Origin of the sequence: Amycolatopsis tucumanensis, assembly GCF_021654135.1 — a bacterium.
GTDB classification, from domain to species: Bacteria; Actinomycetota; Actinomycetes; order Mycobacteriales; family Pseudonocardiaceae; genus Amycolatopsis_E; species Amycolatopsis_E tucumanensis.
In genome coordinates this window covers 36,349-56,126 of sequence record NZ_JAKGSD010000018.1, presented here as the reverse complement: position 1 = coordinate 56,126, position 19,778 = coordinate 36,349, and the positions used below count along the sequence as shown (strand labels likewise).

The 19,778-nt window shown below is 70.7% G+C and carries 18 protein-coding genes; 8 read left to right on the top strand and 10 right to left on the bottom strand.

The annotated features are described in order from the left end of the window. The first annotated feature begins 212 nt into the window (after positions 1-212). Complete coding sequence (locus L2C96_RS19280; RefSeq protein WP_237337233.1) at positions 213-1,208, top strand: LysR family transcriptional regulator; 996 nt, start codon at positions 213-215, stop codon at positions 1,206-1,208. Here L2C96_RS19280 and L2C96_RS19275 read toward each other — a convergent pair. From L2C96_RS19275 to L2C96_RS19265, 3 genes are all read right to left on the bottom strand, one after another. Continuing rightward, positions 1,095-1,556: an Rv2732c family membrane protein gene (locus L2C96_RS19275; RefSeq protein ID WP_237337232.1), complete on the bottom strand. Its 462-nt coding sequence runs from the start codon at positions 1,554-1,556 to the stop codon at positions 1,095-1,097. The genes L2C96_RS19280 and L2C96_RS19275 overlap by 114 nt on opposite strands. Continuing rightward, positions 1,553-3,037 carry a tRNA (N6-isopentenyl adenosine(37)-C2)-methylthiotransferase MiaB gene (miaB, locus tag L2C96_RS19270; RefSeq protein ID WP_237337231.1) on the bottom strand — a complete coding sequence of 495 codons (1,485 nt, stop codon included), beginning with the start codon at positions 3,035-3,037 and terminating at the stop codon, positions 1,553-1,555. The genes L2C96_RS19275 and miaB overlap by 4 nt, the downstream gene beginning before the upstream one ends. A 242-nt stretch (positions 3,038-3,279) precedes the next feature. Beyond that, positions 3,280-3,516, bottom strand: a complete 237-nt coding sequence (locus L2C96_RS19265) for a hypothetical protein (protein ID WP_020419605.1) — start codon at positions 3,514-3,516, stop codon at positions 3,280-3,282. A gap of 258 nt (positions 3,517-3,774) precedes the next feature. Between L2C96_RS19265 and L2C96_RS19260 the strand changes: the two genes are divergently transcribed. From L2C96_RS19260 to L2C96_RS19240, 5 genes are all read left to right on the top strand, one after another. After that, positions 3,775-4,503: an amino acid ABC transporter ATP-binding protein gene (locus L2C96_RS19260; protein WP_193354374.1), complete on the top strand. Its 729-nt coding sequence runs from the start codon at positions 3,775-3,777 to the stop codon at positions 4,501-4,503. A 57-nt stretch (positions 4,504-4,560) separates the two neighbouring features. Then, on the top strand, positions 4,561-5,472 hold the full coding sequence (locus tag L2C96_RS19255) for a glutamate ABC transporter substrate-binding protein (protein ID WP_020419607.1): 912 nt from the start codon (positions 4,561-4,563) through the stop codon (positions 5,470-5,472). 86 nt (positions 5,473-5,558) lie between these two features. Beyond that, positions 5,559-6,206, top strand: coding sequence for an amino acid ABC transporter permease (locus L2C96_RS19250; RefSeq protein WP_020419608.1), 648 nt, complete (start codon positions 5,559-5,561; stop codon positions 6,204-6,206). Beyond that, positions 6,203-7,063 (top strand): amino acid ABC transporter permease, encoded by an 861-nt coding sequence (locus tag L2C96_RS19245; protein WP_020419609.1) that lies wholly within the window; start codon positions 6,203-6,205, stop codon positions 7,061-7,063. The genes L2C96_RS19250 and L2C96_RS19245 overlap by 4 nt, the downstream gene beginning before the upstream one ends. 123 nt (positions 7,064-7,186) lie before the next feature. Beyond that, positions 7,187-8,593, top strand: coding sequence for a hypothetical protein (locus L2C96_RS19240; protein WP_237337230.1), 1,407 nt, complete (start codon positions 7,187-7,189; stop codon positions 8,591-8,593). A gap of 5 nt (positions 8,594-8,598) precedes the next feature. On the opposite strand, the gene ggh is transcribed toward L2C96_RS19240, so the two are convergent. From ggh to L2C96_RS19215, 5 genes are all read right to left on the bottom strand, one after another. Then, positions 8,599-9,990 (bottom strand): glucosylglycerate hydrolase, encoded by a 1,392-nt coding sequence (gene ggh / locus L2C96_RS19235; protein WP_020419611.1) that lies wholly within the window; start codon positions 9,988-9,990, stop codon positions 8,599-8,601. Next, positions 9,991-11,067, bottom strand: coding sequence for an ABC transporter ATP-binding protein (locus L2C96_RS19230; RefSeq protein ID WP_020419612.1), 1,077 nt, complete (start codon positions 11,065-11,067; stop codon positions 9,991-9,993). It lies immediately after the preceding gene. 9 nt (positions 11,068-11,076) lie between these two features. Beyond that, positions 11,077-11,925 (bottom strand): carbohydrate ABC transporter permease, encoded by an 849-nt coding sequence (locus tag L2C96_RS19225; protein ID WP_237337229.1) that lies wholly within the window; start codon positions 11,923-11,925, stop codon positions 11,077-11,079. Beyond that, positions 11,922-12,560: a carbohydrate ABC transporter permease gene (locus tag L2C96_RS19220; RefSeq protein WP_237337228.1), complete on the bottom strand. Its 639-nt coding sequence runs from the start codon at positions 12,558-12,560 to the stop codon at positions 11,922-11,924. Before L2C96_RS19220 ends, L2C96_RS19225 begins: the two co-directional genes overlap by 4 nt. Before the next feature lie 257 nt (positions 12,561-12,817). After that, complete coding sequence (locus L2C96_RS19215; RefSeq protein ID WP_020419615.1) at positions 12,818-14,137, bottom strand: ABC transporter substrate-binding protein; 1,320 nt, start codon at positions 14,135-14,137, stop codon at positions 12,818-12,820. 78 nt (positions 14,138-14,215) lie between these two features. Between L2C96_RS19215 and L2C96_RS19210 the strand changes: the two genes are divergently transcribed. Both L2C96_RS19210 and L2C96_RS19205 read left to right on the top strand, forming a co-directional pair. Then, positions 14,216-15,379, top strand: coding sequence for an ROK family transcriptional regulator (locus L2C96_RS19210; protein ID WP_020419616.1), 1,164 nt, complete (start codon positions 14,216-14,218; stop codon positions 15,377-15,379). Between the two features lie 16 nt (positions 15,380-15,395). Beyond that, a complete protein-coding gene (locus tag L2C96_RS19205; RefSeq protein WP_237337227.1) occupies positions 15,396-17,108 on the top strand; it encodes a P-loop NTPase fold protein in 1,713 nt (570 codons plus the stop codon). On the opposite strand, the gene L2C96_RS19200 is transcribed toward L2C96_RS19205, so the two are convergent. Together L2C96_RS19200 and L2C96_RS19195 are read right to left on the bottom strand one after the other, a co-directional pair. Continuing rightward, complete coding sequence (locus L2C96_RS19200) at positions 17,109-17,864, bottom strand: succinate dehydrogenase/fumarate reductase iron-sulfur subunit (protein ID WP_237337226.1); 756 nt, start codon at positions 17,862-17,864, stop codon at positions 17,109-17,111. It lies immediately after the preceding gene. Then, positions 17,861-19,771, bottom strand: a complete 1,911-nt coding sequence (locus L2C96_RS19195; protein WP_020419619.1) for a fumarate reductase/succinate dehydrogenase flavoprotein subunit — start codon at positions 19,769-19,771, stop codon at positions 17,861-17,863. Before L2C96_RS19195 ends, L2C96_RS19200 begins: the two co-directional genes overlap by 4 nt. Positions 19,772-19,778 lie beyond the last annotated feature (7 nt).

Sequence of the window (19,778 nt, the reverse complement as noted above, 5' to 3'; positions counted from 1 at the left end):
CGTGGTAGCTACCGCAGGCCGTTGCCGTCGCGGGCGGCAGCGGTGGCTGTTGCGAGTGTTGCACCGGCTGTTCACGCATCATGTGTGCCGTCCCGGGCGGCCGCCGGGGCCGAGGGTGCGTTGCTCCCGGCGGCGCGCCCGTCGGAGCCGGGAGCAGGCGCGGGTGGTAGATCACCTTGGCGTACCTCGCGCCGTGGGCTTACCGTCGGGGCGTGGACCTGCGCCGCCTTGCCTCGTTTCTGGCGGTGGCCGAAGAAGGGCACTTCGGCCGGGCCGCGGCGCGCCTCTTCCTCTCCCCGCCGGCCGTGACCGCCCACGTCCAGCAGCTCGAGCGCGAGCTGGGCGTGCCGCTGTTCGAGCGCGCCCCGGTGCGGCTCACCCCGGCCGGGCACCGCTTCCTCGGCCACGCCCGCGGCCTGGTCGACGCCGCCAACGCCGCCATCACCGACATGGCGGACCTCGCCGAGCACACCGACACCCTGCGCGTCGGCGTGATGGGGCACGGCTCGGCCGAGCTGACCCCGGCCGCCATCGCCGCGTTCCGGCACCTCCGGCCGCACGTGCGCCTCACCCTGGAGGCCCTCACCTTCACCGAGCACACCAGCGCGCTGCTCGAACACCGCGTCGACGTGGCCTTCGTGCGGCCCGCCGTCACCGACGAGCGCATCACCGTCGACGTGCTCACCACGGAAGCCCGCATCGTCGTCATCCCGGCGCACTCCGAACTGGCCGCCGCCGACGAACTCCACCTCGCCGACGTCCTGGACCTGCCGTTCGTCGCACTCCCGCCGCACACGCCGCGGCCGTTCACGGACTACCTGTACTTCACCGAGGCCCGCGGCGGCGAGGCCCCGCGCCCCGGACCGGACCACGCGGTCACGCCGCAGGAGGTGCTGATGAGCGTCGCGGCCGGGCGGGGCGCCGGCTCGGCCCTCAGCTCGTTCGCGCGCTTCTACCGCTGGCCCGGCACCGTGTGCGTGCCGGTCGTGGACGCGCCGTGGGACCACAGCGTGCTCGCCACCCGCACCGGCGACCGCGACCCGCACGTGCAGCTGTTCCGCGGCCTCGCCCGGTCGCTGGCCCCGCGGTTCGCGTCAGGTGCGGGACCAAGCGGTGCGCATCCACTGGGCGGCCAGCAGGATGGTCGCGACCAGCGCGATCACCATGCCGATGCCGGGGCCGCGCCCGATGGCGCCGTTGGCGACTGACGACTGCTGCGACCAGATCGCCAGCAGCCCGTCGACCGAGGCGAACCAGCCGCCCATCGCGCACACCCAGGACAGCCACCAGCGGCGCGTCATCAGCGTCAGCGCGGAGGCCAGCACGCCGATCACCGTGGACGTGACCGCGAACAGCTGCGGGATGCCGCCACCCTGCCCGAGCAGCACCTGCCAGCCCACGTGCGGGCCGACCCACGGCAGCAGCTGCCCCACCAGCAACACGAACACCAGCACCGCGATGACGAACCCGCGGCGGCCCAGCTCGACAGTGCGGGAGGCCTTGGTGACGACCTCGTCGACGTCGGTGCCCAGCCGGTCGTAGTCGCTCTCGCTCACAGCCCGCACCCGCCCGTCGTCACCGGCTGGGGCGCCGGGCGGCCGAACGAGGGCAGCCCGAGGCTGACCCCGTCGGTCTTGGGCCGGCGGCCCGCCTCCACGTTGTCACCGGCGCGGGTGCGCCGGTGCGTAAGCAGGTCACCGTCGGCGACGAGGTGGTGCGGCGCGCCGTAGGTGACCACGGTTTCGACCACGTCACCCGGCCGCACGGACCCGTCGATGGCGGACCCGGTCGGCGTGAAGTGCACCAGCCTGCCGTCGCGGGCGCGCCCGCTCATCCGCCGGGTCTCGGTGTCCTTGCGGCCCTCACCCTCGGCGACCAGCAGCTCGACCTTGCGCCCGACCAGCTTCTTGTTCTCGTCCCAGGCGATCTCGTTGACCAGCTCGACGAGCCGGTCGTAGCGCTCCTGCACGACCTGTTTGGGCAGCTGGTCCGGCAGCTCGGCGGCCGGGGTGCCGGGGCGCTTGGAGTACTGGAAGGTGAACGCGCTGGAGAACCGGGCCTCGCGCACGACGTCGAGCGTGGCCTGGAAGTCCTCTTCGGTCTCGCCGGGGAACCCGACGATGATGTCGGTGGTGATGGCCGCGTCCGGGATCCGGTCGCGCACCTTGTCCAGAATGGACAGGAACCGGCTCGACCGGTAGGAGCGGCGCATCTCGCGCAGGACCCGGTCCGAACCGGACTGCAGCGGCATGTGCAGCTGCGGGCAGACGTTCGGGGTCTCGGCCATCGCGTCGATGACGTCGTCGGTGAACGCGGCCGGGTGCGGCGAGGTGAACCGGACCCGCTCCAGGCCGTCGATGCCGCCGCAGGCGCGCAGCAGCTTCGAGAAGGCGTCCCGCTCGCCGAACTCGACGCCGTAGGAGTTGACGTTCTGCCCGAGCAGCGTCACTTCCAGCACGCCCTCGGCGACGAGCGCCTCGACCTCGGCCAGGACCTCGCCTGGCCGCCGGTCGCGCTCCTTGCCGCGCAGCGACGGCACGATGCAGAAGGTGCAGGTGTTGTTGCAGCCCACGGAGATCGAGACCCAGCCCGAGTAGGCCGACTCGCGCCGCGCGGGCAGCGTCGAGGGGAACGTCTCCAGCGACTCGAGGATCTCCACCTCGGCCTCGGCGTTGTGCCGGGCGCGCTCCAGCAGCACCGGCAGGGCGCCGATGTTGTGGGTGCCGAACACGACGTCCACCCACGGCGCGCGCTTGACGATCTCGCCGCGGTCCTTCTGGGCGAGGCAGCCGCCGACGGCGATCTGCATGTCCGGGTTGGCGTCCTTGGCCGGGCGCAGGTGCCCGAGGGTGCCGTAGAGCTTGTTGTCCGCGTTCTCGCGCACCGCGCACGTGTTGAACACGACGAGGTCGGGCGCGTCGTCGGCGCCGGCCGGAACGTAGCCCGCCTCCTCCAGCTGGCCCGCGAGCCGCTCGGAGTCGTGCACGTTCATCTGGCAGCCGAACGTGCGGATCTGGTAGGTTTTGCCACCGTTCATCGGGCACCGTGTTCGCTGGTAAGACAAGCCATGACGGCTACCAGCGTAACTCTTCGGGGTTGCCCGCCTTCGCGCGCGTCAGCGTTCTTGCTTCCGGCGGCGGAGCCGCCGCACCACCTGCGCAGTCGGCACCGCCCCGGGTTTGAGCCGGCGCCGCCGCGCGCAGCGTGTCCGTTGAGGGTGGTGCCGGCCAGACGGGAGGGGCCGCCACCCGCACCGCCACGCAAGGCGTGTGGACAGGCCTAAGTTCGCAGCGCTACGTACCAGCCTTCGGGGATCGGGCCGGGCAGCAGGTCCGGGATGAACGTGCAGATGTGGCCCGGCCAGGACGGGAGCTGCGACTGGCAGTCCGCCTGCGTCGGGTACGGGCCGGCTTTCAGGCTGACCCCGTCGGCGTGCGCGGCGGGCGCGGCGAGCGTGCACAGCCCCGCGCCGAGCACGAGCGCGGCGGCCGTCTTGCGGAGGTTGCGTGCGGTCACGAACCGAGTATCGAACGTGACGACGCCGAGCGCAGCGGTGTGCCCCGTTCGAGCGAAGCGACCCCGTCCGAACTGCACCGCTCGCCTGACTACAGTTACCGGCACCCGGGGTCACCGTGCGTCCGGAACCGGCCAAAACGGATGACACCTAGGTTGCGTTTGATTCGATTTACGGGCGCGGGGGCGCGTCACGGTGTTAGATCGCCGAGTGAGCCTGGCTATGGAGGGCAGATGAGCACAGCTACGTCAGCACCAGCGATGATCAGGGCTGCGGGCGTGAACAAGTTCTTCGGTGACCTGCACGTGCTCAAGGACATCAACCTCGAGGTGCCCAAGGGCCAGGTCGTCGTGGTGCTCGGCCCGTCCGGGTCCGGCAAGTCGACGCTGTGCCGCGCGATCAACCGGCTGGAGCCGATCAACTCCGGCGAGATCGAGGTGGACGGCCAGCCGCTGCCAGCGGAGGGCAAGGCGCTGGCCGCGCTGCGCGCCGAGGTCGGCATGGTGTTCCAGTCGTTCAACCTGTTCGCGCACAAGACCATCGTCGAGAACGTGATGCTCGCGCCGGTGAAGGTCCGCAAGATCGGGCAGGACGAGGCGCGCAAGACCGCGATGCAGCTGCTGGACCGGGTGGGCATCGCGAACCAGGCGCAGAAGTACCCGGCTCAGCTGTCGGGCGGTCAGCAGCAGCGTGCGGCGATCGCGCGGGCGCTGGCGATGAAGCCGAAGGTGATGCTGTTCGACGAGCCCACCTCGGCGCTGGACCCGGAGATGGTCCAGGAGGTTCTGGACACCATGACCGGGCTGGCCAAGGAAGGCATGACGATGCTCGTGGTCACGCACGAGATGGGCTTCGCCCGTCGCGCGGCGAACCGCGTGGTGTTCATGTCCGACGGGGAGATCGTCGAGGACGCGTCGCCGGACGAGTTCTTCACCAAGCCGAAGTCGGACCGCGCTAAGGACTTCCTCGGCAAGATCCTGACGCACTAGTTGAGTTCCCGCGGCGCCCGGCAGGCGCCGCTCGATCCCGGGAGAACAGGAATTCAGATGAAGATCCGCACCCTGGCAGCGGGCCTGCTGGTCGGCGCCCTGACGCTGACCGCTTGTGGCAAGGAGGGGACCCCCTCCGGCGGCACCGGGGACACCGGAACCGACGCCGCCGCGCTGCCCACCTACACGGTGGCTCAGAACGTGGACGTGGCCGGCTCGCCGACCTTCGCCAAGATCAAGGGCGCAGGCAAGCTGACCATCGGCGTGAAGGACGACCAGCCGGGCCTGGGCCTGAAGGACCCGACGACCGGCAAGTTCCAGGGCTTCGACATCGAGATCGCGAAGATGGTCGCCGCGGGCCTCGGCTTCGACGAGAGCAAGATCACCTTCACCACGGTCGACTCGGCCGCGCGTGAGGCCGCGATCACCAACGGCAACGTCGACTACTACGTCGGCACCTACACCATCACCGACAAGCGCAAGGGCCAGGTCTCCTTCGCCGGCCCGTACTTCATGGCCGGGCAGGACCTGCTGGTGCGCAAGGACGACACCTCGATCACCGGCCCGGAGACCCTGAAGGGCAAGAAGGTCTGCTCGGTGACCGGGTCGACCCCGATCCAGCGCGTGCGCGACCAGCAGCTGACCGAGCCCGCGAACATCGTGGAGTTCCAGAAGTACTCGCAGTGCGTCGAGAAGCTGATCACCAAGGAGGTGGACGCCGTCACCACCGACGACGCCATCCTCAAGGGCTTCGCCGCGCAGGACCCGGACAACCTGAAGGTCGTCGGCAAGACGTTCTCGCAGGAGCCGTACGGCATCGGCCTGCCCCGTGACGACGCCGCGCTGCGCGGCAAGGTGGACGACCTGCTGCAGGCCGCCATCGACGACGGCACCTGGCAGAAGATCTACGACGCCACCCTCGGCAAGTCCGGCTCGGCCGCGACGCCGCCGGCGATCCAGCGCTACTGACACTCCTCTGTGGCCGGTGAGCGCGAGCGCGCTCACCGGCCACACCCGTTTCCACCCATCAATCGAACCGCGGCGGGGAAGGCCCGATGGACGTCCTGCTCGACAACTTGGACCTCTACGGTCCGTTCTTCTGGACCACGATCAAGCTGTTCCTGATATCCGGTGTGGCGAGCCTGATCTTCGGCACGTTCCTGGCCGGCCTGCGGGTCAGCCCGGTCCCGGTGTTCCGCGCCGTCGGCGCCACCTACGTGACACTGCTCCGCAACACCCCGCTGACGCTGGTGTTCGTGTTCCTGGTGTTCGCCTACCCGCTGCTCGACATCCTCGACCTGAGCTACTTCACCGCCGCGGTCGTGTCGCTGACGCTCTACACCTCGGCGTTCATCTGCGAGGTCGTCCGCTCGGGCATCAACACCGTCCCCGTCGGGCAGGCCGAGGCCGCCCGCGCGCTGGGGCTGACCTTCACCCAGATCCTCGGCCAGATCGTGCTGCCGCAGGCCATCCGCTCGGTGGTGCCGCCGCTGATGAGCATGCTCATCGCGTTGCTGAAGAACACCACCATCGCCGCCGGGTTCTCCGTCGCCGAAGCGGGCGCGATCCGGCAGTACCTGTCCGAGCGCGGTGACAACCAGCTGGTCGGCCTGCTGTGGGTCGCCCTCGGGTTCATCATCCTGGTCGCGGTCCTGTCGTTCATCCAGCGGACCCTCGAGAAGCGCTGGAGCGTGGCGCGATGAGCAACGTCCTGTTCGACGTCCCCGGTCCCAAGGCGCGTGCCCGCCACCGGGTGCTGGCCGTGGTCGGCAGCCTGATCGTGGCCGCGGTGATCGCCTACATCATCTGGCGCTTCATCGACAGCGGCCAGTTCTCCGCGCGGCGCTGGGAGTGGCTCCAGTACGCCCAGGTCCAGCGCGACCTCGTGGACGCGTTGCTGGCCACGTTGCAGGCCTTCGCGCTCGGCGCGGTCCTGGCGCTGGTGTTCGGCGCGATCTTCGCGGCCGGGCGGCTGTCCGACCACGCGTGGGTGCGCGGCGTCTCCACCGCCGTCGTCGAGTTCTTCCGCGCCATCCCGCTGCTGATCCTGATGTTCCTCTTCTACTACGGCGCACCGGTGCTGGGCGTGTCCCTGCCGCCGTTCGCCGCCGTGGTGCTGGGCCTGACCCTGTACAACGGGTCGGTGCTGGCGGAGGTCTTCCGCGCCGGCATCCTGGCGCTGCCGAGGGGCCAGAGCGAGGCGGCGTACGCGCTGGGCATGCGCAAGACGCAGGTGATGACGCTCGTCCTGATCCCGCAGGCGGTCCGGTCGATGCTGCCGACCATCATCAGCCAGCTCGTGGTGCTGCTCAAGGACACCGCGCTCGGGTTCCTGGTCACCTACCCCGAGCTGCTGTACTACGCCCGCTACATCGGCTCGCAGGGCACGTTCGGCCGCCCGATCGTGCCGTCCACGCTGGTGGTCGCGGCGATGTACATCGCGTTGTGCCTGCTGCTCACCGCGCTGGCGAACTACATCGAACGCCGCCAGCGGCGCAGCAAGAAGCACGTGGAAGTCCAGCGCCCGCCGACGACGGAGGACGTCGTGGGCGTGGCCTGATTCAGGCGGGAACGAGGGGCGTGACGGCTGCCGTCACGCCCCTCTTTTCGTTTCCGCACCGTCACCGCCGTGCCCGCGGATAACATGGATCATCCGCTGGTCCTGGCCGGGAAGTGACGCCACATGGGAAACCACCTCGAAACGTTCGCCAAGATCATCGGCAAGCTGAAGACGCCGCTCACGCTCGCCGGCCTGGCCGTGGTGATCCTCTACCTGCTCTACCAGCAGGTGCTCAACCTCAGCGTGCTGTCCCCGCTGCAGGGCAACGAGACGTTCACGCTGGTCGATTCGATCGTGTCGAAGGTGTTCTGGCTGGCCGTGGTGGCCGTGGTGTTCGGGTTCGCCGGATTCGTGCTCACCGCGCTGCTCCCGCGCCGCACCAGGCCCAAGCAGGCGGTGGTGTCCCTGGTGGACACCGCGCTCGACCCGGAACTGTCCAGTCCGGCCGCCAACCCGCCCACGGACAACCGGTACGAGGTGCTCGAGCAGAAGTTCGAGGTCGGCGCGATCGACTGCAAGTTCGTCAACCGCGGGGACGCGACGGCGTTCCTCGATTCCTTCTCGGTGCTCGTCAAGGGCGTCACCGTCGACCGGGCGCCGGTGTTGTCCTACAGCTACGCGGTGCGGGGCCGGTCCGTGGTCGTCTCGGCGCGCAACGCGGGCTGGGGTGCGGCGAGGCGGATGCGGTTGCGGCTCGTCGACCCGGTTCTGCCGGACCTGTTCCCCGCGCAGTCGGAGGTGACGGTTCCCGTCGTGGAGCCGGGGGCGACGGTTCCGGTGCTCCGCCTCGACCCGGACCCCGCCATCGCCGGCGCGATCGGCGACCTGAGGCGACGGCGGGCGGAGTTCCTGCCCAGCGTCGTCGAAGCGATGCGGCGGGAGGACGACTCGATCCGCGCGTCGGCGGACTTCCGGGCGTTGCTGTCCCACCACGAGCGCTGGCACGTCGGCGAGTACTTCGAGAACCTCCCCCGCGGTGACAGCCCGCGCCAGCAGTGGCACCTCCGCTACGTCGGCGCTCTCCCGGAGACGGCGGAGGTGCCGGTCGGCATCACCGTGACGGGGAGCTACGAAACCGAGGACGGCAACTCCCACGAGATCACCCGCACCGACGTGCGGTGCGCAATCGACGAACCGGTCTCGCCGGGGGTGCTCTGGCTCGGCGACCACGGGTTCTCCTACGAGTTCCACGAGGTCAGCCACAACGCGGTACCCCCGTCCACGGTGCACGCCGTGGTGCTCGACGCGGAGCCCGGACAGCGGCGGGACTACGCGTTGTCCAGGGCGATCGAACCCGGCGGTGTGGAGCGCTTCCACGTCGCGCTCGCCTCCGTCAAGTCGGCCACGTACGAGATCGCCCTGGGCTTCCGCGTCGACGGGCGCGAGCACATCTGGTCGAAACCGATGCCGGTCCGGCTGGAGCGCCTGCACGGCTCCGCGCTGCCGGACAACTTGACCGACGGCGCGTCCTTCGAGGTGCGGGACGGCCGCCTCGTCCTCGGCGGCCGCCGGACGTCGCCCTGGTGGTGACCGCGTCAGTCGGCGTCGGCGCAGAGCCAGTCCAGCACCACGGCCGCCGTCCAGCTCTGGTCGGTGCTGCCCAGCGGTTCGCCGGTGAAGGGCTCGTAGTACTCGCCGAAGGCGCCGTCGTCGGTCAGCCGCAGTCCGGCCTCCCGCAGCTTGCGGGCCCGCTCGTGCCAGCCGCGGCGCTCAAAGGCCCACCCGAACAGCCAGTTCACCACCGGCCACTGTGGACCGCGCCAGTACTGGCGCGGGTTGAAGCCCGGCCGCATCGGTGACACCGACGGCGGCACCGGCGCCAGCAGGCCGGGGTGGCCGCACCAGCGGTCGCTGTCCAGCAGCGACAGCAGGCGCAACTGGACCTCGTCCGGCGCGCCGCCGCACAGCAGCGGCGCGAACCCGGCGATCGTCTGCGTGTCGAGCCACCGGTTGGCGCGCAGGTCCCGGTCGCGGGCCATGCCGGACACCGCGTGGCAGCTCGCCGCCACCGCGTCCCGCGCCCGCGACGCCCACAGCGCCAGGTCCGCGAGTTTGTCCTCGGCCTGGCCGAACTCCGTGCCCAGCTCGATCAGCACGTCGCAGGACACCGCGAACAGCGCGGTGATGAACACATCGCCGACCAGGAAGCTGGAGCGGCGCACGATCTCCTTCTGGTCGTACCCCGCGCGGCGCATCTCCTCGATGAGCCACAGGTAGCGGTCGTACTCCTTGTCGGTCGGCCGCTCGCTCGGATCGCCGATGACGCGCACGTCCTTGCGCACGTACGGCGGCAGCTCGTCGCCCGGGTTGACCGCCGCGTAGGGCACGTCCCAGCGCGGCGAGTTGTCCATTCCGGACTCCCACCCGTGCACGATCGCGATCAGCCCGCTCGACCCCGGGGTGCGGTACTCGACGAGCCAGCGGTGCCAGGAGTACAGCCTGGGCCAGATCGAGCGGGCGAACCGCTCGGCGTCGGCGCGGTCCTCCGGCGAGGACGTGCGCGCGATCTCCAGCATCCGCTGCACCGCGATCGCGTGCACCGGCGGCTGGCAGATGCCCGAGGTGCGCACGTCGCGCGGCCCGTCGACCGCCGTGTCGGTGCCCCAGCGGTCCGGGCCCGGGAAGTACGCGTCGTCGTCGGTGAAGACGATGTGCGGCACCATCCCGTTGCGCCACTGCGCCTTGAACAGGGTCTCCAGCTCGGCGACCGCGCGCGGCAGGTCGAGCCGGGCCAGGCCGATCGAGATGAACGCGGCGTCCCAGCTCCACATGTGCGGGTAGAGCCGCGGCGCCGCGGTGATCACGGCACCGGTGTCGTTGTCCCTCAGCACTCGTGCGGCCCGCGCGGCCAGGGTGGGCCTGGCGTAGCGGACCGGTCTTCTGCCGCCGGCGGCTCCTTCGCAGGGACTGGTGACGTCGACGGTCATCTACTTCGCCTCCAACAGGAGTTGGGTTTCGGGGTCGTACCACCGGCACTGCTCCGGTGGCAGGCCCAGCGTCAGGGTCTGGCCGGGCTCGGCGCGGAAACCCGCCGCGGCCTGCACTTTCAGCACCTGCCCGCACAACTCCGTGGTGAGCAGCGTCGAGGAGCCCAGCGGCTCGTACACCTGCACCTCGCAGCGCAGGCCGTCCGCGCCGGGCGCCACCGTGATCGACTCCGGCCGGATGCCGAGCCGCAACTCCTTGCCCCCGAACGTCTTCAGCGCGCCCGGGACCGGCAGCGTCTGGCCGCCGAAGTCGATCCGCGAGCCGTCGTCGCTGACGGTGCCGGTGAGGAAGTTCATCGGCGGGCTGCCGAGGAAGCCACCGACGAACTCGTCCGCGGGCTCGGTGTAGACGGCGACCGGGTCGCCGCACTGGGCGATGCGGCCGTCGCGCATGACGGCGACCCGGTCGCCCAGCGACAGCGCCTCGACCTGGTCGTGCGTCACGTACAGGGTGGTCACGCCGATCTCGTTGACCAGCTTCTTCAGCTCCGCGCGGAAGGACAGCCGCAGCAGGGCGTCCAGATTGGACAGCGGCTCGTCCATCAGGAGCACGTCGGCGTCCATCACGATCGCCCGCGCCACCGCGACGCGCTGCCGCTGGCCGCCGGACAGCTTCGCCGGGTACCGGTCCAGGTAGGGCGTGAGCTGCAGCAGCTCCGCGGCCCACTCGACCTTCTTGCGCACCTCGTCCGCCGGCACGCCGTGCACCCGCAGGCCGAAGCCGATGTTGTCGGCGACCTTCTTGTTGGGGAAGACCGCGTAGGACTGGAACACCATGGACAGGTTGCGCCGCCGCGGTTCCAGGTAGGTGACGTCGCGGCCGCCGATCACGATCTGCCCGGCGTCCGGGGTCTCCAGACCGGCGACCATCCGCAGCAGCGTGGTCTTGCCGCAGCCGGACGGGCCGAGCAGGACCATGAACTCGCCGTCGGCCACCTCCAGGGACACCTCGTCGGTGGCGCGGGCGGTGCCGCCCGGGTAGGTCTTCACGAGCTCGTGCAAGACGACCTCAGCCATTGCGCTCCCTCATCGCAGCGTGGTCCCCCACATGTTCACCAGGTACCGGCGCATCACGAAGATGAACACCAGCGCGGGCAGGATCAGCGCGAAGCCGCCGGCGAACCGGTAGGCCTGCGGCGCCTCCCCGAGCGAGGCCAGCACCTGGGCGGGCAGCGTCCGGTGCCCGAGCGTGATCACGGCGGCGCCGAGGATCTCGTTCCAAGACAACACGAACGTGAAGATCGAGGACGCGGCCAGACCCGGCAGCGCCATCGGGAACACGACCCGGCGCGCCGCCTCGAACCGGCTGCAGCCGAACACCTGCGCCGCTTCCTCCACGTCGGTGGGCACCGAGACGAAAATGCTCGCGCTGATCAGCACGGTGGTCGGCATCGCGAGCGTGGTGTGCAGCAGCGTCACCGAGAACACCGTGTCGTAGACGCCGGTGTTCAGGAACATCGTCGCCAGCGGCACGGACAGCACCACGATCGGCAGCGCGCGGGCCAGCACCATGAACACCTGGTAGGCGTCCTTGCCGCGGAACACCTGCCGCGCCAGCGCGTACCCGGCGGGCGCGCCGACCAGCAGCGACAGCACCACCGTGTAGACGCCGACGAGCAGCGAGTTGCCCAGCGCCGGGATGGTGCCGGTGGCCTGGACGAACGCCAGCAGCGTGTCCCCGGAGAACCCGCTCGGGATCAGCGGTTTCGGGAACTCCAGCAGCGCCTGCGGCGAGGACACCGCGGCCAGGCCGATCAGGACCATCGGCACGAGCATGAACAGGCTGATCAGGATGCACGCGACCTGGACGGCGACCGCGCGGCGACGGCGGCGACGCAGCGGCGCCCGGTCGATCGGGGGCAGGGTCGTGGTCACTTGGCCGCCTCCTGCTGCCGCATCGTGCGCAGGTAGAACAACGCCGTCGCCAGGGACAGCGCCAGCACGACGAGCGCCGCGGCACTGGCGACCGCCGGATTCTGCAGGTTCACGTACCACTGGTAGGTCTCCCCGACCAGCAGCGGGAAGTCCCGGCCGGTGAGGGCCTGCGCGACCGCGAACGCCTGCAGCGCCAGGATCGTACGCAGGATCAGCGCCACCTGCAGGCTCGGCTTGAGCTGCGGCAGGGTCACGTGCCACAGCCGCTGCCAGGCGCTCGCGCCGAACACCTGCGCGGCCTCGTCGAAGTCCTTGGGCACCATCTGGATGCCGGCCACGACGATGACGAACACCAGCGACGTGGCGCGCCAGATCTCCGCGATCACCACGGCCAGCAGCATCGTGCCGGTGTTGGTGTAGGTCAGCCACTGCACGCCGGTGTCCGAGACGCCCCACGACACCAGCAGCGAGTTCAGGTAACCGCGGCTGTCGAACACCGACAGCCACACCAGGCCGGCGGCCAGCTCGGACACCGCGAGCGGGATGGTCCACAGGTAGAAGTGGCCGGACAGGAACTTCGGCCGGGCCTGCACGAGCAGCGCCATCGCGACGGCCAGCACGAGCTGGACCGGCACCACGATGACGATCAGCAGCAGGGTGTTGCGCAGCGCCCGCAGGAAGTACGGGTCGCCGAAGAGCCGCTCCCACGCGGCGAGCGTGAAGCCGGAACTCGTCGGTGAACGCGGAGATCAGCGCCTGGATCACCGGCCAGCCGAACAGGGCCAGCATGAAGACGATCGACGGCGCGAGCAGCAGCCACGGCGAGCCGGACAGGCGGCGGCGCTTCGCCACCGGGGTCTGGACCGGCGCGGGTGCGGTGGTCACGGCCATGTCAGCCCACCTCGCAACGCTCGGACGGCGGATCGGGCGCCCAGCACGGCACCTTCAGGTCGTCGAACACCTTCTGCAGCACCCGCGCCTGACTGTCCAAAGTCGACTGGATGTCGGCGCCGCCGAGGACGATCGCCTGGAACGAGTCCTTGAACGCCTTGGTGACCTCGCCCTCGCGGGTGCCGAGGCCGACCGGCAGCAGCGACAGGACCGAGCCCGGCGCGTCCCGCTGGCGCTGCACCGCGCCGGCCTCCATCTGCAGCGCGGGCGGCAGATCCGCGGGGATCTGCGCGTCGACGACCGGGAAGAACCCGTTCGAGCGCAGCAGCCCGACCTGCGCCTGCGGGGTCGACAGGGCCTGGATCACCTGCTCGGCCTGGCGGCGGTCGGTGCTGCCCTTCGGGATCGCGAGACCGAGCACGACGGCCATGTAGCCGAGGCCGCGGGGGCCGCGCGGCGCGGGCAGCATGCGCCACCGCCGCGGCTCGTCGCCGGGCGCGGAGACCAGGCGCGCGACGTGGTCCCAGCCGACTTTCACCGCACCGGCCTGCAGCGGCTCCTGCATGAAGTCGTAGGTGGTGCTGGACGGGCTGGTGTTGGCCCACAGCTCCTTGAGGTACTGCCACGCGGTGACGGCCTCCGGCGAGCGGAAGGTGGTGATCTGCCCGCCGGTGAACGAGGGCAGCAGGTAGCCCTGCAGGAACCGGTGGATGAGCCCCTTCGGCCCGCACGGCAGGCCCAGCACCGGCTGGTTGCCGTTGGCGCGGCGGGCGGCGATGGCCCAGTCCAGGAGCTGGTCGTAGGTCAGCGTCTCCGGGTCGGCGCCCGGCGGCAGGTGCGCCAGCGCGTCCTCGTGCGCGGCGAGCACGAAGCTGGCCTGCGCCCACGGGACGTACCAGGACTGCTGGGTGCCCGCCCTGGCCAGCGCCCGGAACTCCTCGGGAATCCCCTGGCCGGACGGCACCGCGGAGACGTCTTCGAGGTACTCCCCCGCGAGTGGCGCGAGGTCGCTGTGCGAGCCGCCGAGCAGGCCGACCTGGGTGCGCCCGGCGCCGACCTGGCTCTGCACCTGGCTGGCGAACGGGCCTTCTTCGATCGTGACGTAGCTCACCGAGCCCGGGACCGCGCCGGCCAGGAACGAGCGGAAGCGCTCGGCCTCGGCGACCGGCCGGAACTGCGTGGACAGGAAGACCATGCCGCCGCCGCCCGTGGTCGCGAAGCCGACGCACCCGGCGGCCGTGGACGCGGCGCCGGCCAGGAAAAGACCCCGGAGGACGGTACGACGGGTGGGGCCGCTGCCGGTCAGGCGGGCCGCGCGCATTCTTTTCCACCCCAGATTTCGCCGTCTACACTTCTGTCAGGTCATTGAACATAAGTCCTCGCGGGAGACCCTGTCAACATGCCCCCGGCACGCACCGGCTCGCCCACCTCGCCGGGCCACATCCTCGCGATCCTGCGCAGCGAGGGGCCGCTGACGCGGCAGCAACTGCAGGATCGGACCGGTCTGTCCCGCCCGACCCTGGTCGAGCGGCTCGACGTGCTGCAGCGGCTGAAGCTGCTGCGGCAGGTCGGGCACCGGGCCTCCAGCGGCGGCCGTCCCGCCGAGATGCTCACCGCCGACGACGTGGGCCGCACCGCGCTGGTGGGCGACATCGGCCAGCGGCACGCGACGATCGCCGTGGTCGACCTGCGCGGGACCGTGTTCGGCCAGGTCCACCGCCCGTTGCCGGTGGGGCACCGGCCCGCGGAAACGCTGTCCTTCCTGCTGGAGACGGGCCGCAAGCTGCTGGCCGAGGCCGGGCGCGCGGACAGCCTGTGCGCGTTCGGGCTGAGCGTGCCGGGGCAGATCGACCACGAGGCCGGCACGACGATCGCGCCGCCGTCGATGTCGGAGTGGCTCGGGGTGCGGTTGCGCGACACCTTCGCCGACGCGCTGTCGGTGCCGGTGTTCCTGGAGAACGACGCGAACGCGCTGGCGTTCGGCGCGTACTGCGACATGGACCGGCCGCGGGCGGCGCTGGTCGGGGTGAAGGTCGGCACCGGGATCGGCGCGGGCATGGTGATCTCCGGACGGGTGCACCGCGGCGAGACCGGCTGCGCGGGCGAGGTGGGCCACATCCGCATCGAGGGGTCCGATCTGCGCTGCGACTGCGGGCGGCGGGGCTGTGTTTCGGCGATCGCGAGCGGGCAGGCGGTGATCCGGACGCTGCGGCCGACGGGCGTGCGCAGCGCCGACGACGTGCTGCGCCGGGTGCGTGCCGGACACCCCGAGGCGGTCCGCGTGACGCGCGAGGCCGGCCGTCTGGTGGGCACCGTGCTGGCGACCGTGGTGACCATCGTGAACCCGCGCTACCTGCGGGTGGGCGGGGCGATCGGGGTGCTGCCGCCGTTCCTGGAGGGGCTGAGCGAGGTGGTGCTGGCAGGCGCGCACACGAGCTCGCTGGACGGCCTCGACATCGGGCCCTGCACGATCGGGGTCAACACCACGCTGACCGGCGTGGCCGGCCTCGTCGCGGACGAGGTGCTGGACCCGGCCGCGGTCGACGCGATGGCGTCGCGGTGACCGGTATAAACCAGGGGTGACCGCTTTCGACGACGACGGGTTCACCGTCACCGAGCCGCCCGGGGGCTACTCGGTCCTCAACGACTCCCCCGTCGGCGAGGGCGGCAACACCGACCTCCTGGAGTCGACGGTCATCGCGGGCAACCTCGCGGAGCTGATCCTCGCCTCCCGGGACGCGGCGCCGTTCACCGTCGCCGTCGACGCCGGGTGGGGCATGGGCAAGAGCAGCCTGCTGCGCGGCCTCGACACCGCATTGAGCGCGGACCCGGCGGTCAGCACGGTGTGGTTCAACGCCTGGACCGCCGAGCGCGCGGGCGCCGTCGAGGGCCTGATCAAGTCCGTGCTGCTGAGCTTCGACCGCAACGTGGTGCGGCGCGTCATCCGCGGCGCGTTGCGGCGCACGCACGTCGTCGGCGGGCTGCGCGCCGCCTCGCTCGTCGTGTCCAGCGTCTTCGGGCTCGGCCAGGTTGTGGACGCGGTGTGGCGCGCGCTGAGCGTGGATGCCAAGGCGCGCAACGAGATCAACACGGTCGTGCGGGAGATGGCGGCCGACTGGCTGGAGCGGGGCGGCGGCGCCGGGCAGCGACTGCTCGTGGTCTTCGTCGACGACCTCGACCGCTGCTCGGACGAGCGGATCTTCGAGGTCTGCGAGGCGATCAAGCTCTACCTGGACTCGCCGGGGATCGTGTTCGTGCTGGCCTGCGACCAGGCCGTGCTCTGGCGCGCCGTCGGCCACGACGACCCCGGCGCCGGCGTGCGGTACCTGGAGAAGATCATCCAGGTCAGCTACCCCGTGCCGCCGCCGAGCGAGGCGCTGGCGCGGAAACTGGTGGACGGTTACGTGAGCCGTTCCGGCACCGCGCACCTCTTCGACGACGCCATGAAGAGGCTGCTGATCGAGCGCACCGGCCGCAACCCGCGGCGCATCAAGCGGCTGATCAACAGCTTCGTGCTGGAGCACCACCTCGGCCGCGGCAGCGACGACCTGGACGCGGCGACGCTGGTCAAGGTCGTCCTGCTCCGGCACTTCTACCCCGAGTTCCACACCATGGTCGCGCTCGAAGGACCCGCGCTGATCACCCGCTTCCTGGACTACCACGACTTCCGCGAGCACGTCCGGCGCGGCGCGGAGCTGGACCCGGCCGCCAGGGACCGGCTGTTCGCGGCCACCGGCGTCACGCCGGCCGGCACCGCCGCCGACCTGGACAGCGTCACCCAGGACCTGCCCGTCGGCTTCCCGGAACTGGCCAAGGACAAGGAGTTCGTCGAACTGGTGCGCAGCCTGCCGCGGGACGGGCGGTGGCTGCGCCGCCCCCTGCACACCGGCGCGCGGGCCTACGGCGCGCCCCCGACCGGGTCGCTGCTCGGCATGCGGGTGCTGTGGATCGACGACAACCCGGCGGACACCGGATCGCTGCCCGACCTGTTCCGCGCGGCCGGCGCCCGCGTCGAGACCGCCACGAACCGGGACGAGGCCATGGCGACGCTGGCCCGGCTGAACCCGACGGTGATCATCTCCGACGTCAGCCGGGACGGCGATCCGCAGGCCGGGTTCACCGACCTGCGCCACCTGCGTGAGCACGGGAACTACACCGGGCCCGCGTTCTTCTACTGCGGGCAGGTGACGCCGTCCCGCCTGCAGAAGGCCAGGGAGGTGGGCGCGGACGGGATCACCACCTCGCCGCGCGAGCTGGCCGCCTGGTTGTCCGCCCTCGCGGACGAGGGTTGATCAGTCCGCCTTCCGCCGGAAGATCTTGCTGCCCAGCCAGACCACCGGGTCGTAGCGGCGGTCCACCACGCGCTCCTTCATCGGGATCAGCGCGTTGTCGGTGATGTGGATGTTCTCCGGGCAGACCTCGGTGCAGCACTTCGTGATGTTGCAGTACCCGAGCCCGTGCTCGTCCTGCGCCGCGTGGCGGCGGTCGGCCACGTCGAGCGGGTGCATCTCCAGCTCGGCGATCCGCATCAGGAACCGCGGCCCGGCGAAGTTCTCCTTGTTCTCCTCGTGGTCGCGGATCACGTGGCAGGTGTTCTGGCACAGGAAGCACTCGATGCACTTGCGGAACTCCTGCGAGCGCTCCACGTCGACCTGCTTCATCCGGTACTCGCCCGGTTTCAGGTCGGCCGGCGGGGTGAACGCGGGGATCTCGCGCGCCTTCGTGTAGTTGTACGAGACGTCGGTGACCAGGTCGCGGATCACCGGGAACGTCCGCATCGGCGTCACGGTGACGACCTCGTCCTCGGCGAACACCGACATCCGCGTCATGCACAGCAGCCGCGGGCGGCCGTTGATCTCCGCCGAGCACGACCCGCACTTGCCCGCCTTGCAGTTCCACCGCACCGCCAGGTCCGAGCACTGAGTGGCCTGCAGCCGGTGGATGATGTCGAGGACGACCTCGCCCTCGTTGACCTCGACGGTGAAGTCCTGCAGCCCGCCGCTGTTCGCGTCCCCGCGCCAGACCCGGAACGAAGCCTTGTAGCTCATGCCCGCCTCCCCGGGTGGTCGGCCAGCTCTTCGTCGGTGTAGTACTTCTCCAGCTCGCTGAGCTCGAACAGCTCCAGCAGCTCGGGCCGCATCGGCTCCTGGTCCTTCGGCGTGACCGTGACCTCCAGCGCCAGCGGATCGTCCCCGGACGCGCTGCACACGAGCAGCTTGTTGCGCCAGTGGGAATCCATCCGCGGGTAGTCGTCGCGGGTGTGCCCGCCACGGCTTTCGGTGCGCATCAGCGCGGCCCGCGCGACGCACTCGCTGACCAGCAGCATGTTCCGCAGGTCGACGGCCAGGTGCCAGCCCGGGTTGAACTGCCGGTGCCCCTCGACGGTGACGTTGCGGATCCGCTTCTTGATCTCGTCCAGCTTGGCCAGCGCCTGCTCGATCTCCTCGGCCTTGCGGATGATCCCGACCAGATCGTTCATCGACTGCTGCAGCTCGTTGTGCAGTGTGTACGGGTTCTCCTCGACGCCTTCGGCAGGCGGGTCGAACGGCACCAGCGCGGTCCGGGCCGCCTTGTCGACATCGGACTGCGCGACCGCGGGACGGGTCTCCAGACCCTCCACATAGGACGCGGCGCCGAGACCAGCGCGACGGCCGAACACCAGCAGGTCCGACAGCGAGTTGCCGCCCAGCCGGTTCGACCCGTGCATCCCGCCGGAACACTCCCCGGCGGCGAACAGGCCGCGCACGCTCGACGCGGCCGTGTCCGGGTCGACCTCGATGCCGCCCATCACGTAGTGGCAGGTCGGGCCGACCTCCATCGGCTCGGCGGTGATGTCCACATCGGCCAGTTCCTTGAACTGGTGGTACATCGAGGGCAGCCGCCTGCGGATCTCCTCCGGCGTGAGCCGGCTGGCGATGTCCAGGAACACCCCGCCGTGCGGCGAACCGCGGCCCGCCTTGACCTCCGAGTTGATCGCGCGCGCCACCTCGTCGCGCGGCAGCAGGTCCGGCGTGCGGCGGTTGTTCTCCTGGTCGGTGTACCAGCGGTCGGCCTCCTCCTCGGAGTCGGCGTACTGGCCCTTGAACACGTCCGGCACGTAGTCGAACATGAACCGCTTGCCCTCGGAGTTCTTCAGCACGCCGCCGTCACCGCGCACGCCCTCGGTGACCAGGATGCCCTTCACGCTCGGCGGCCACACCATGCCCGTCGGGTGGAACTGGACGAACTCCATGTTGATCAGGTCCGCCCCGGCGCGCAGCGCGAGCGCGTGCCCGTCACCGGTGTACTCCCAGGAGTTCGAGGTGACCTTAAAGGACTTGCCGATGCCGCCGGTCGCGAGCACCACGGCCGGCGTCTCGAACAGGATGAACCGGCCGCTCTCGCGCCAGTACCCGAACGCGCCCGCGATGCGGTCGCCGTCCTTGAGCAGCTCGGTGATCGTGCACTCGGCGAAGACCTTCAGCTTGGCCTCGTAGTCGCCGAACTCGCGCAGGTCCTCCTGCTGCAGCGAGACGATCTTCTGCTGCATGGTGCGGATCAGTTCCAGCCCGGTGCGGTCGCCGACGTGCGCCAGCCGCGGGTAGGTGTGCCCGCCGAAGTTGCGCTGGCTGATCCGCCCGTCCGCGGTGCGGTCGAACAACGCGCCGTAGGTCTCCAGCTCCCAGACCCGGTCCGGCGCCTCCTTCGCGTGCAGCTCCGCCATGCGCCAGTTGTTGAGGAACTTGCCGCCGCGCATGGTGTCCCGGAAGTGCACCTGCCAGCTGTCCCGCTCGTTCGCGTTGCCCATCGCGGCGGCGCACCCGCCCTCGGCCATGACCGTGTGCGCCTTGCCGAACAGCGACTTGCACACCACCGCCACCGACAGCCCGCGCTGCCGCGCCTCGATCACCGCTCGCAGACCGGCGCCGCCCGCGCCGATCACCACCACGTCATAGCTGTGCCGCTCGACTTCCATCGCCTGC

Coding starts and splice junctions, on each gene's coding strand:
- miaB (WP_237337231.1), bottom strand. CDS start 3,037: ATGAACGGTGGCAAAACCTACCAGATCCGCACGTTCGGCTGCCAGATG.
- L2C96_RS19260 (WP_193354374.1), top strand. CDS start 3,775: ATGATCAGGGCTGCGGGCGTGAACAAGTTCTTCGGTGACCTGCACGTG.
- L2C96_RS19255 (WP_020419607.1), top strand. CDS start 4,561: ATGAAGATCCGCACCCTGGCAGCGGGCCTGCTGGTCGGCGCCCTGACG.
- L2C96_RS19250 (WP_020419608.1), top strand. CDS start 5,559: ATGGACGTCCTGCTCGACAACTTGGACCTCTACGGTCCGTTCTTCTGG.
- L2C96_RS19245 (WP_020419609.1), top strand. CDS start 6,203: ATGAGCAACGTCCTGTTCGACGTCCCCGGTCCCAAGGCGCGTGCCCGC.
- L2C96_RS19240 (WP_237337230.1), top strand. CDS start 7,187: ATGGGAAACCACCTCGAAACGTTCGCCAAGATCATCGGCAAGCTGAAG.
- ggh (WP_020419611.1), bottom strand. CDS start 9,990: ATGACCGTCGACGTCACCAGTCCCTGCGAAGGAGCCGCCGGCGGCAGA.
- L2C96_RS19230 (WP_020419612.1), bottom strand. CDS start 11,067: ATGGCTGAGGTCGTCTTGCACGAGCTCGTGAAGACCTACCCGGGCGGC.
- L2C96_RS19215 (WP_020419615.1), bottom strand. CDS start 14,137: ATGCGCGCGGCCCGCCTGACCGGCAGCGGCCCCACCCGTCGTACCGTC.
- L2C96_RS19210 (WP_020419616.1), top strand. CDS start 14,216: ATGCCCCCGGCACGCACCGGCTCGCCCACCTCGCCGGGCCACATCCTC.
- L2C96_RS19200 (WP_237337226.1), bottom strand. CDS start 17,864: ATGAGCTACAAGGCTTCGTTCCGGGTCTGGCGCGGGGACGCGAACAGC.
- L2C96_RS19195 (WP_020419619.1), bottom strand. CDS start 19,771: ATGGAAGTCGAGCGGCACAGCTATGACGTGGTGGTGATCGGCGCGGGC.